The sequence below is a fragment of the Klebsiella sp. 141153 genome, from assembly GCF_032601995.1.
Classification (GTDB): Bacteria; Pseudomonadota; Gammaproteobacteria; order Enterobacterales; family Enterobacteriaceae; genus Klebsiella; species Klebsiella aerogenes.
Window position 1 is genome coordinate 153,858 of record NZ_JAQIRJ010000007.1, and the last position, 12,261, is coordinate 166,118.

Genomic DNA, 12,261 nt, shown 5'->3' on the forward strand with positions numbered 1-12,261 from the left:
CATGACTGAAGCGCAAAGACATCAAATTTTACTGGATTTGCTGGCGCAAACGGGATTTGTCACCGTTGAACAGGTAATCTCCCGCCTCGGCATCTCTCCGGCGACGGCAAGACGCGATATCAATAAGCTGGATGAAAACGGCAAGCTGAAAAAGGTCCGTAATGGCGCGGAAGCCATCAGCGAACAGCGCCCACGTTGGTCGCCAATGAACATTCATCAGGCGCAAAACCACGATGAGAAAGTGCGGATTGCCCGCGCCGCCTCGCAACTGGTTTCTCCGGGCGAAAGCATCGTTATCAACTGCGGCTCCACCGCCTTCCTGCTTGGCCGCGAATTATGCGGCAAACCGGTGCAGATCATCACCAACTACCTGCCGCTGGCCAACTATCTGATTGACCAGGAGCATGACAGCGTGATCATTATGGGGGGGCAATATAACCACAGCCACTTCATCACCCTCAGCCCGCAGGGTAGCGAAAACAGCCTGTATGCCGGGCACTGGATGTTCACCAGCGGCAAAGGGTTAACCGCCGAGGGATTGTACAAAACCGATATGTTGACCGCGATGGCCGAGCAGAAAATGCTGAACGTCGTTGGCAAACTGGCGGTACTGGTCGATAGCAGCAAAGTCGGCGAACGCGCCGGGATGCTGTTCAGCCAGGCCAGCCAAATCGACCTGGTTATCACCGGCAAGCAGGCCGATGAAACGATCCTCAAGCAGCTTGAGGATCAGGGCGTGCAGGTTATCCGCGTTTAAAGATGCTGCCGGAAAAAGGCGATGGTCGCGTCCAGCGCTTCCGGGGTAATGCGATGGCGCACGCCCTTTTGCCACTGGCAGGTCAGGTTAGTTGCCAGGCCGCTCTGCGTTAACGCCTGCTGCAGGCGAAAAGTGTCGCCGGGCGGAACCACGTCGTCTGCGTCGCCGTGCCACAACAGCAGCGGCTTGTCGGCTAGCGCCGCTAACTGATGAGTCACGTCCCACTCCGCCAGGCTTGCCGTATCGAATCCGGGCGACGGAAACAGCGTCTGCGCGAGGCTGCTGAAATAGCCCGAGCCCATCAGGCAGGCCACGCATTTTAGCTCCGGATGATGGGTCATGATACCGAGCGCAGTCATGCCGCCCATTGATGCGCCGGCCACCGCCAGCCGTTCATCTTCAAGCCATCCCTCTGCGATAATCGCGTCTCGCAGGGCGGGAAATTCAAGAAAATTCTGTCGCAGGATCGGCCAAAAACGCTGCATTCGCCCCTCCTCGTCGCCGCGAAAACGCGCGCCATGTTCGGCGGCATCCGGCATAATCACCCGGAACCCGGCTTCGGCCAGCGCGACGGCGAAGTAGCTGTAGACCAGCCTGGAAGAGGTAAAACCGTGATAGAAGACGATAACCGGCAGAGGCTTATCCGCCATCCCAGCCGGACAGGCGTGAATCACTTCACCGCCTGCCAGATTGCGCATTTCGAGTGTAATCAACTATCGTCTCCTTCTTTATAGTGGCACGGCGTCTCGCACCAAAACATTCGTCAAAGCTTTGCGTTGAGCACGATTTATAATGTTGAGAGCTCGGTTACGCTTTCATAACATTTTCATTCGAAAATCGCGCGATAGATAACAATTCGGGAACATTCCCCAGAAATGATGTTCAGGCTACCACTACACTATCACTATCAGGAAACGAGATATGGTCATGCGTAGGTTTACACCGTGGTTACTGGCTCTCGCCTTAAGCGGATGTAGCGTCCTGCAGGGTACGCCGGAGGCGCCGCCGCCGGCAAGCGACCATCCGCAGGAAATTCGTCGCAATCAGACTGAGGGCCTGCAAAAGATAGGTACCGTCAGCGTGCTGATGTACGGTTCGCCGATGGATGTCGAGACCGCGTTGAAAGCCAAAGCAGAAGCCGCAAAAGCGGATTACTACGTCATCGTTATGATCGATGACACCATGGTTCCCGGCCAGTGGTATTCGCAAGCGATTCTGTATCATAAATAGCGGTGTGATGCGTTTTTAACCAGCTTTACACTGCTTTGCGTCCATTCACGTTCTCCTGCGCATAATAACGTTCGGCCAGCCTTTTTGGCAGAACGTTAGCAAACGGACTGCCCTCGGGATTACGTGAAATGGAGCTGACGATGAAACGATCACTGACCTTACCCAGCCTGTTGCTGACTACCGCGACGGCCAATACTTCCGCTCAGTCAGCCGAATTCGCCAGTGCGGATTGCGTCACTGGCCTGAACGAAATTGGTCTGATTTCCGTCAATAATATCTCCGGCAGTCAGCAGGATGTCGAGCACGCCATTGCCGTAAAAGCCGATGAGCAGGGCGCTTCCTGGTATCGTATCGTTCAGATGTATGAAGAGCCGCAGCCGGATAGCTGGCGGGTGCAGGCCATTCTCTACGCCTGAGACGGCTGTCGTCCGCGCCCCATCGCCCGTAGCAGCGCATCGTCCAGCAGTTGAGCGTCCAGGCGGATACCTCCTCGCGGATCCAGCATCATCCGGCACCACGCCTGGGCCAGCGGCGGCGATGCAAAGCGCAGCATCTGCGCCCCCGCCCCCAGGCAATACACCAGACGCGCTATTTCTCGTCCCTGCGCCTCAACAGGTCGCCGCAAGAGTTGCTGAAGCTGTCGCCACGCGCGGTCATAATGCCGGTTCTGCCCCTTGACCTCAGCGCACTCCGCCGCCAGCATTTCTAACGCCGCCGGCTGCTTGCCAAGCACCCGCATTACGTCGAGGCACATAATATTGCCGGAACCTTCCCAGATACTATTCACCGGCATCTCACGATATAAGCGCGGGAGTTCGCTCTCTTCGCAATAACCGATACCGCCCAGCACTTCCATCGCCTCGGCGACAAACGGTATACCGGCGCGACAGATAGCAAACTTGGCGGCCGGGGTAAATAAACGAGCCCATAGCACTTCATGCGCATCGTCGCGCCGATCCCAGGCGCGGGCCAGACGGAACAGAAAAGCGGTTTGTCCTTCAAGACGCAGCGCCATCTGGCCCAGCACCTGACGCATCATCGGCTGATCGGCCAGATTCTTGCCGAACGCCTGACGCTGCAGCGCATGGTACAGCGCCACCGAGTATGCGCGGCGCATCAGGGCATGGCTGCCGGCCGCGCAGTCGAAGCGGGTCAGCGCGCCCATCTTGAGAATTTGCCGCACGCCGTCGCCCTCTTCGCCTATCAGCCACCCACAGGCGTCAAAGAATTCGGCTTCGCTACTGGCGTTAGAGCGGTTACCTAATTTATCTTTCAACCTCTCCAGGCTCACGCCATTGCGTTGGCCATCGGGTAAAAAGCGCGGCACAAAGAAGCAGGAGAGCCCGCCCGGCGTCTGGCCTAATACCAGATGCGCATCGCTCTGCGGCACCGAGAAGAACCATTTATGGCCCACCAGCCGATAGAATCCTTCCGCCGTTTTTTCCGCTCGGGTGGTATTGCTGAGCACATCCGAACCGCCCTGTTTTTCGGTCATTCCCATGCCAATCAGCAATCCACGTTTCTGATCGCCCGGTGCGAGATGCGGGTCATAGCGATCGCTGAGTAATGGCGGCAACCAATCGCTGAACACCGCAGGTAACGCGCGCTGCAGCAGCGGCGTTGCGGCGAAGGTCATGGTTATCGGGCATAACGTTCCCGCCTCCACCTGGGCATGCAGCATAAAGCGGGCGGTACGGGCAACAAATGAACCCGCGCGGGCGTCTTCCTGCCAGGCGAGATTATGCACCCGGTTGGCGCACAGTCCCTGCATCAGCAAATGCCAGGCGGGATGAAACCGCACGTCATCCAGCCGGGCGCCGGTGGCGTCATAGCGTAATAGTTCTGGCGGGTTGCTATTCGCCAGTCGCCCCAGCTCCAGCGATTCCGCCGTGCCCAACTGTTGGCCGATGCTGGCGAGCAGATCGCCATCCCAACCGGCGCCTTCACGCACTACCGCCTCACAAAGCGCGGTATCGGACAAAAACAGATTGCTGTTACACAGCGGCGTCGGTTGATTGAATACGGTATGCGTTTGCCAGTGCATGATGTCTCCCTCCGTCAATGGCTCTGACAGTAAGTATGGTCGCCCGCATAGACGGTCACAAAAAAACCGCTACGCCTTCGTGAAGCCCATCACAGGCATAAGAATTTAAAATTTCCTCAGAAAAAATGTATGGAATAATTTATTCATTCGTTACTGTTTTGTATCAGTCGGGGCTTCCTATGCACACCGCCAGCACAACATCAGCGGCGCAAAAACGCGCGCTGATCGCCGGTTCTATCGGTAACTTTATTGAATGGTACGAGTTTGCGGTCTATGGCTTTCTGGCGACCGTAATTGCAAAAAACTTCTTCCAGTTGAACGGGGAAGCGCCGCTGACCGGGCTGATTCTGACTTACGCCTCTTTCGCGATTGCGTTCTTCTTTCGCCCGCTGGGCGCCATCGTTTTTGGCCGTCTTGGCGATCGTATTGGTCGCAAGCCGACGCTGATTATCGTGTTGGTACTGATGACGCTCGCCACCACGGCAATCGGGCTGGTACCGGTTTACGCCAGCATCGGTATTGCGGCGCCACTCCTGCTGACCGGATTACGTATTCTGCAGGGGTTGTTTGCCGGCGGCGAGTATGGAGGAGCGGTATCGCTGATGACCGAGTTCGCCCCTAAAGGTAAACGCGGTCTGTATGGCGCATGGCAATCTTTTACCGTGGCATTAGGGTTGCTGGCAGGCGCAGGCGTGGTCGCGCTGATTTCCGCCGTACTGAGCCCCGAAGCGCTGCATGACTGGGGCTGGCGAATTCCCTTTTTCCTCGCCATACCGATGGGCATCGTTGCGCTATGGCTACGCGTTAAAATGGAAGAGACGCCGGGCTTTTTACGCCAGCAGCAGACTACGCCGCCTGCGGAAACCCGCGCCAGTTGGCGCCAGACGCTCAAAGCGATTTTCACCGGCATTGGCCGGCTGATGGTATGGTCGGCGGCGGGTTATACCTACCTGGTGATCATGCCCTCGTACCTCCAGTCCGCGCTGCACACCGGTTTTAATCAGGCGCTGCTGATTGCGGTGATCTCCAACATTGGCTTCGCCATCACCATCTTGCCTGCCGGGATGCTCAGCGATCAGTGGGGACGTCGGCGGGTGATGGTCGCGGCTGCGGTATTGCTGCTGGTACTGGCGCTGCCGCTGCTGAAAATATTGCAGGCGGAAAGCAGCACGCTGCTGGTGAAAGGTATCGTGGTGCTGATTGCGGGTGGACTGGTGGGGATTCTGGCCGGGCCTGGGCCGGCGATGCTGGCGGAGATGTTCCCTACCAGGGTGCGTTATACCGGGCTGGGGTTAGCCTATTCGCTATCAAATGCCGTGTTTTCCGGCTGCGCCGGATTGATCATTACCGGCCTGATTAAACAGACCGGTAATCTGGATATTCCGGCGTACTACGTGATGGCGACGGCCGTCGTCAGTATAGCCGCGCTAATGACGCTCAATAAGAACGACCATCTGCGCGCGCTGGACGACTAACCCGCCGCGCCAGCGGCGGCTTAGCTGCGCTGGCGCACCGCTTCAAACAGGCAGATACCGGTGGCGACAGAGACGTTCAGCGAAGAGACGCTACCCGCCATCGGGATGCTGATCAGTTCATCACAATGCTCGCGGGTCAAACGACGCATACCTTCACCTTCCGCGCCCATCACCAGCGCCATCGGGCCGGTCATTTTGCTCTGGAACAGCGTATGGTCGGCTTCGCCGGCAGTACCGACAATCCACACGTTTTCTTCCTGCAGCAGACGCATAGTACGCGCCAGATTGGTGACGCGGATCAGCGGCACGCTTTCCGCCGCGCCGCAGGCGACTTTTTTCGCCGTAGCGTTGAGCTGAGCGGAACGATCGCGCGGCACGATCACCGCATGCACGCCTGCGGCGTCGGCGCTACGCAGGCAGGCGCCGAGGTTGTGCGGATCGGTGACGCCGTCGAGGATCAGCAGGAACGGTTGATCGAACTGCGCCAGCAGATCCGGCAGATCGTTTTCCTGATACTGACGTCCCGGCTTCACGCGGGCAATGATGCCCTGATGCACCGCGCCTTCGCTTTTCTCATCGAGGAACTGGCGGCTGGCAACCTGAATCACCACGCCCTGCGCTTCAAGGGCATGGATCAGCGGCAGCAGACGCTTATCCTCACGGCCTTTCAGAATAAAAACTTCCTGAAAACGCTCAGGGGCGCGTTCCAGCAGTGCCTGCACCGCATGGATGCCGTAAATCATTTCACTCATTGATGTACTCGTTTTAGGTTCTGTTATCCGTTCCCTTCACCCCGTTCTGCGCCAGCAGACTTCAGGGCGAAGGGACGTCAATCACTCGGCGATCTTCTTTTTCGCCGCGCGCTTGGCTTTGGTTGCCGCGGCGATTTTCTGCGTTTTCGCCGACGGTTTTTTCGCTTTCTTTTCGCCTTTCGGTTTGGCTTTAGCTTTCTCTTTTTCCTTACGGAAGGCGCTATCTGGCTCGAAGTTTACCTGCTTGCCTACCTGACGACGACGGCCGCCGCCGTTTTTACCCGGCGCGCCCTTCTTCGCTTTTTCGCGTGCGGTTTTGCCAACATTACGCGGACCGCGTTCGCTGGAAATCAGGCTGAAATCAATCTTACGCTCATCCATATTGACCGCTTCGACGCGCACTTCCACGCGGTCGCCCAGGCGGTAAGTCTGGCCGCCGGACTCGCCAATCAGCCGCTGCCCGACCTGGTCGAAGCGATAGTAGTCATTATCCAACGAGGAGACATGTACCAGACCATCGATAAACAGATCGTTCAGGCGGACGAAGAAGCCAAAGCCGGTGACGCTTGCGATCACGCCGGAGAAGGTGTTGCCCACCTGATCCTGCATGAAGTCGCACTTCAGCCAGTCTGACACTTCGCGCGTCGCTTCATCGGCGCGGCGCTCGGTCATCGAGCAGTGCTCGCCCAGCTGCAGCATCTCTTCCATGCTGTAGTGCCAACCGCCGGTCTCGGTGCTATTGCCTTTATGTCCCTGCTCTTTCGCCAGTAAATACTTAATAGCGCGATGCAGCGACAGGTCAGGATAACGACGGATCGGCGAGGTGAAGTGCGCGTATGACTGCAGCGCCAGGCCGAAGTGGCCGCGGTTTTCCGGATCGTAGACCGCCTGCTTCATGGAACGCAGCAGCATCGTCTGCAGCATTTCCGCATCCGGGCGATCGGCGATGGAAGTCAGCAGCTCGGCGTAATCGCGCGGCTCCGGTTTGTTGCCGCCCGGCAGCTCCAGCCCCAGCTCCGCCAGCACGGTGCGGAAGGCGGTAATCGCTTCGGTGCTTGGCTTATCGTGAATACGGAACAGCGCTGGCTCCTGCGCTTTCTCAACGAAACGCGCCGCGGAGATGTTCGCCAGAATCATGCACTCTTCGATCAGCTTGTGCGCATCGTTACGCTGAGTCTGTTCGATACGCTCGATACGACGCTCGGCGTTGAAGATGAATTTAGCTTCTTCACTTTCAAATGAGATACCGCCGCGCTCTTCACGGGCGCCATCCAGCACCTTATAGAGGTTATGCAGCTCTTCAATATGCTTCACCAGCGGCGCGTAGTGTTCGCGCAGCTCTTGATCGCCCTGCAGCATATGCCAAACCTTGGTGTAGGTGAGACGGGCGTGAGAGCTCATCACCGCTTCATAGAATTTAAAGCCGGTCAGGCGACCTTTTGACGAGATCGTCATTTCGCAGACCATACACAGGCGATCGACCTGTGGATTCAGCGAGCACAGGCCGTTGGACAGCACTTCCGGCAGCATCGGTACGACCTGCGAAGGGAAGTAGACTGACGTCCCGCGGCTGCGCGCTTCGCCGTCCAGCGGCGTACCGGGGCGCACGTAGTAACTCACGTCGGCGATAGCCACCCACAGACGCCAGCCGCCGCCGCGTTTTTTCTCGCAGTACACCGCGTCATCAAAGTCGCGGGCATCTTCGCCGTCAATAGTAACCAGCGGTAGAGAGCGCAAATCAACGCGCCCGGCTTTCGCCTCTTCCGGCACCTGCTCTTTGAGGCCGGAGACCTGTTTTTCCACCGCCGGCGGCCAGACGTAAGGGATCTCATGGGTACGCAGCGCCATATCAACGGCCATGCCGGTGCCCATGTTGTCGCCCAGCACTTCAACTATTTTGCCGACCGCCTTGGTACGACGGGTTGGACGCTGGGTCAGTTCGACCACCACCACGTAACCCATGCGGGCGCCCATGATCTCTTCAGGCGGGATCAGGATATCGAAGCTTAGACGGCTGTCGTCCGGCACCACGAAGCCCACGCCGGCATCGGTGAAGTAACGGCCGACGATCTGGCTGGTTTTCGGCACCAGCACGCGAACGATGCGCGCTTCGCGACGGCCCTTACGGTCCGCGCCCAGCGGCTGGGCCAACACCTGGTCGCCATGAATACACATTTTCATCTGCTCAGATGAAAGATACAGGTCGTCTTTGCGCCCTTCGACGCGTAAAAAGCCGTAGCCGTCGCGGTGGCCAATAACGACGCCTTTGACTAAATCGAGACGTTCCGGCAGGGCATAGCACTGACGGCGAGTGAAGACCAGCTGGCCATCGCGTTCCATTGCCCGCAGGCGGCGACGCAGCGCTTCAGTTTGTTCTTCGCCCTCAATATTTAACTCAATCGCCAGCTCGTCACGGCTGGCCGGTTTTTCACGTTTGGTTAAATGTTCGAGGATAAATTCCCGGCTCGGGATGGGATTCGCGTACTTCTCAGCTTCGCGTTCCTGGAATGGGTCTTGTGACATATCGGTTCCTCCGTTGTCATCTCCGATGAAAGTCTGACTGCGTTTTACGCCGCCGCTTTGTGGGTTCTCTTTACGCTGCGGCGCAAATCATTCAGCGCTTTTCTTCCACCAGTAATAATTTATATAGCGGTTGATTCTTTTCAACCAAATCGGCCAGCGTGTAGTTATCCAGTTCCTTCAGGAAACTTTGCGCGGCTTCGGCAAGTGCCTGTTTCAGGCGACAAGCGGGAGTAATGTGGCAAAATTCGCTGCTGCAATTCACCAGCGATAGCGGCTCCAGATCGCGCACAACATCACCCACGCGAATCATTTTAGCCGGCTTGCCAAGGCGAATCCCCCCATTCTTTCCCCGCACGGCCGTCACATAGCCAACACGGCTTAACTGATTGATTATTTTGACCATATGATTACGGGAAACGCCATAGACATCCGTCACCTCGGAAATACTGGTCATTCGGTCATCCGGCAACGACGCCATGTAAATCAGCGCGCGTAATCCGTAATCGGTGAAACTCGTTAACTGCACATCAACCTCAGGGTAAGGGGAAAGCGGTGAATCCGCGGGTATTAACTCTATTGATGATAAACCAGCCAGCGCTCAGGCCGCTAATTTATTTGAAATGGGGCGGGCGAACTGCAAAAACAAGGGCGCCCGAACGGCGCCCCTGGATGATGATTACGCGTCGAACGGATCGCGCAGAATCATAGTCTCAGTACGGTCAGGACCGGTAGAGATGATATCAACCGGCACGCCGGTCAGCTCTTCAATACGCGCGATGTAGTTCAGCGCTGCCTGCGGCAGGCCGCTACGCTCTTTCACGCCGAAGGTGGTTTCGGACCAGCCCGGCATGGTTTCGTAGATAGGCTCGATACCTTCCCAGTTGTCGGCAGCCAGCGGAGTGGTAGTCACTTCACGGCCGTCCGGCATACGGTAACCGACGCAGATTTTCACTTCTTTCAGGCCGTCAAGGACGTCCAGTTTGGTCAGGCAGAAGCCGGACAGGGAGTTAATCTGCACCGCACGGCGTACCGCGACAGCGTCCAGCCAGCCGGTACGACGACGACGGCCGGTAGTGGCGCCGAATTCGTTACCCTGCTTGCACAGGAACTCGCCGGTTTCATCAAACAGCTCGGTCGGGAACGGGCCCGCGCCTACGCGAGTCGAGTAAGCTTTGATGATACCCAGAACGTAATCCACATAACGCGGGCCCAGGCCGGAACCGGTCGCCACGCCACCCGCGGTGGTGTTGGAGGAAGTTACGTACGGATAGGTACCGTGGTCGATATCCAGCAGCGTGCCCTGCGCGCCTTCGAACATCACGAAGTCGCCGCGCTGACGCGCCTGATCGAGCAGATCGGAAACGTCAACGACCATGCTGGTGAGGATGTCGGCAATCGCCATCACATCGTCCAGCACTTTCTGGTAGTCAACCGCTTCTGCTTTATAGAAGTTCACCAACTGGAAGTTGTGATATTCCATCACTTCTTTCAGTTTGTCAGCGAAGGTGGCTTTATCAAACAGGTCGCCAACGCGCAGGCCGCGACGGGCGACTTTATCTTCGTAAGCCGGGCCGATACCGCGACCGGTCGTACCGATAGCTTTCGCGCCACGCGCTTTTTCACGCGCTACGTCCAGCGCGACGTGATAATCGAGAATAAGCGGGCAGGCTTCAGAGAGCAGCAGACGCTCACGAACAGGGATACCACGGTCTTCCAGACCTTTCATCTCTTTCATCAGCGCAGCCGGAGACAGCACAACACCGTTTCCGATGATGCTGGTTACATTCTCACGGAGAATACCTGATGGAATAAGATGGAGGACGGTTTTTTCACCGTTGATTACGAGAGTATGGCCTGCGTTATGGCCACCCTGGTAGCGCACAACATATTTAGCCCGTTCTGTCAGGAGATCGACGATCTTCCCTTTACCTTCGTCACCCCATTGGGTGCCCAGTACGACGACGTTGTTACCCATTTTTTCAAAATCACCGTTTGCTTAAAAATGGATTCTACCATCGCTTTTTCAGAGTTACAGCACTTTTTGCACTCAAAATGAGGGTAATCCGATTATTTTTTGATCAGCCAATCGATTTCCTCAACATGTAGTAGATGACAATGCCAGCCACCACAAGACCGCCGCCAAAGCGACGCAATAAATTATCCGGCAGTTGGCTCATTGTCGCTACCATCTTGCGCCAGGCGCGGGGATAAAGCAGTGGGCCAAGACCTTCGAGAACTAAAACCAGCGCCAGTGCCAGCCAAATTGTTGCATTCATTATTGATGACCCTTATAGAAAAACAAAACCGCCGCCAGTTGGCGCCGGTGAGTATTACCGCAAACCCTTTTTCTTTCTTCACATTCTCCGGCATTTCACAGGCAATATGAAACCACTAGCTGAGAGAAAAATCACAATCTATGGCATGAAAAAAGGCGCCTCTTGCAAGGCGCCTTCTGATTTCACACTGACCCGGCTTATTTACGCACGGAATCCGGTGACTTCATGTAACGGAAGAAATCGCTATCCGGGCTGAGGACCATCACGTCCTGGTTGCTCTGGAAGCTCTTCTCATAAGCGCGCAGGCTACGGATAAAGGCATAGAAGCCCGGATCCTGACTGAATGCATCGGCAAACAGTTTTGCCGACTCGGCATCGCCTTCACCGCGCAGAATACGCCCTTGACGCTCGGCTTCCGCAAGGGTCTTGGTCACTTCATAGTCCGCGGTAGCGCGCAGTTTTTCCGCTTCTTCCTGACCTTGTGAACGATGGCGACGAGCAACCGCTTCACGCTCGGCGCGCATACGGTTGTAGATCGCTTCAGACACTTCAGCCGGCAGGTTGATCTGCTTGATACGTACGTCAACGACTTCAATACCCAGCGCCGCCATACTGTTCGGGTTGATCACCTGAACCTTACCGTTAGTTTCAGCTTCTACACGCTCTGCCGCTTTAGCGATAGCGTCATCGGCTGCCGGCGTCGAGACTTCATCTTCTGTACCAGCAGAACCGGAGTTCAGCGCATCACGCACCTCCAGGGTCAAACGACCGCGGGAATCAGTCACGATGTCTTTCACGTCCAGACGACCAATCTCAGAGCGCAGACGGTCAGAGAACTTACGCTTCAGCAGAACTTCGGCCTGGGAGACGTCGCCGCCGCCGGTCGCCAGATAGTAACGACTGAAGTCACTGATGCGCCACTTGATATAGGAGTCGACGATCAGATCTTTCTTCTCTTTGGTAACAAAGCGGTCAGCCTGGTTGTCCATGGTCTGGATACGCGCATCCAGCATTTTCACGGATTCAATAAACGGGATCTTGAAGTGCAGACCCGGCGCATACACCAGCGGCTTGTTCTCATCGTCGCGCAGAACTTTGCCGAAGCGCAGCGTAATGCCGCGCTCGCCTTCTTTCACCACGAAGACAGACATGTAGAGCACTACCAGCACGACGACAATGATCGCGATAACAGATTTACGCATCG

The 12,261-nt window shown here is 56.7% G+C and carries 12 protein-coding genes; 4 read left to right on the forward strand and 8 right to left on the reverse strand.

The genetic code is table 11. From position 1 onward, the window contains the following. Position 1: 1 nt before the first annotated feature. Positions 2 to 757: an HTH-type transcriptional regulator UlaR gene (gene ulaR, locus PGS10_RS15530; RefSeq protein WP_015368619.1), complete on the forward strand. Its 756-nt coding sequence runs from the start codon at positions 2 to 4 to the stop codon at positions 755 to 757. Here the strand turns inward: ulaR and yjfP are convergent. After that, entirely contained in the window at positions 754 to 1,470 is a 717-nt protein-coding gene (yjfP, locus tag PGS10_RS15535; protein ID WP_316423218.1) for an esterase, read from the reverse strand. The two genes, ulaR and yjfP, sit on opposite strands and share 4 nt — an antisense overlap. Before the next feature lie 208 nt (positions 1,471 to 1,678). On the opposite strand from yjfP, the gene bsmA reads away from it, so the two are divergent. Then, complete coding sequence (bsmA, locus tag PGS10_RS15540; protein ID WP_015368621.1) at positions 1,679 to 1,987, forward strand: biofilm peroxide resistance protein BsmA; 309 nt, start codon at positions 1,679 to 1,681, stop codon at positions 1,985 to 1,987. Between the two features lie 140 nt (positions 1,988 to 2,127). After that, positions 2,128 to 2,403: a DUF1471 family protease activator YjfN gene (gene yjfN / locus PGS10_RS15545; protein WP_020079815.1), complete on the forward strand. Its 276-nt coding sequence runs from the start codon at positions 2,128 to 2,130 to the stop codon at positions 2,401 to 2,403. On the opposite strand, the gene PGS10_RS15550 is transcribed toward yjfN, so the two are convergent. Next, positions 2,394 to 4,031: an isovaleryl-CoA dehydrogenase gene (locus PGS10_RS15550; RefSeq protein WP_316423219.1), complete on the reverse strand. Its 1,638-nt coding sequence runs from the start codon at positions 4,029 to 4,031 to the stop codon at positions 2,394 to 2,396. The genes yjfN and PGS10_RS15550 overlap by 10 nt on opposite strands. Before the next feature lie 179 nt (positions 4,032 to 4,210). Between PGS10_RS15550 and PGS10_RS15555 the strand changes: the two genes are divergently transcribed. Next, positions 4,211 to 5,506 carry an MFS transporter gene (locus tag PGS10_RS15555; protein ID WP_047046281.1) on the forward strand — a complete coding sequence of 432 codons (1,296 nt, stop codon included), beginning with the start codon at positions 4,211 to 4,213 and terminating at the stop codon, positions 5,504 to 5,506. A 20-nt stretch (positions 5,507 to 5,526) separates the two neighbouring features. Here PGS10_RS15555 and rlmB read toward each other — a convergent pair whose 3' ends face one another. The 6 genes from rlmB to hflC form a co-directional block, all read right to left on the reverse strand. Beyond that, a complete protein-coding gene (rlmB, locus tag PGS10_RS15560) occupies positions 5,527 to 6,258 on the reverse strand; it encodes a 23S rRNA (guanosine(2251)-2'-O)-methyltransferase RlmB (RefSeq protein WP_015704174.1) in 732 nt (243 codons plus the stop codon). A gap of 81 nt (positions 6,259 to 6,339) precedes the next feature. Beyond that, positions 6,340 to 8,781: a ribonuclease R gene (gene rnr / locus PGS10_RS15565; RefSeq protein WP_045396877.1), complete on the reverse strand. Its 2,442-nt coding sequence runs from the start codon at positions 8,779 to 8,781 to the stop codon at positions 6,340 to 6,342. 91 nt (positions 8,782 to 8,872) lie between these two features. Next, positions 8,873 to 9,307, reverse strand: a complete 435-nt coding sequence (gene nsrR / locus PGS10_RS15570) for a nitric oxide-sensing transcriptional repressor NsrR (protein WP_045379682.1) — start codon at positions 9,305 to 9,307, stop codon at positions 8,873 to 8,875. A gap of 150 nt (positions 9,308 to 9,457) precedes the next feature. Next, on the reverse strand, positions 9,458 to 10,756 hold the full coding sequence (locus PGS10_RS15575; RefSeq protein ID WP_045396875.1) for an adenylosuccinate synthase: 1,299 nt from the start codon (positions 10,754 to 10,756) through the stop codon (positions 9,458 to 9,460). Positions 10,757 to 10,859: 103 nt separating this feature from the next. Further along, positions 10,860 to 11,057 (reverse strand): DUF2065 domain-containing protein, encoded by a 198-nt coding sequence (locus PGS10_RS15580; protein ID WP_015368629.1) that lies wholly within the window; start codon positions 11,055 to 11,057, stop codon positions 10,860 to 10,862. Between the two features lie 197 nt (positions 11,058 to 11,254). Next, positions 11,255 to 12,259 (reverse strand): protease modulator HflC, encoded by a 1,005-nt coding sequence (hflC, locus tag PGS10_RS15585; protein ID WP_015368630.1) that lies wholly within the window; start codon positions 12,257 to 12,259, stop codon positions 11,255 to 11,257. Positions 12,260 to 12,261 lie beyond the last annotated feature (2 nt).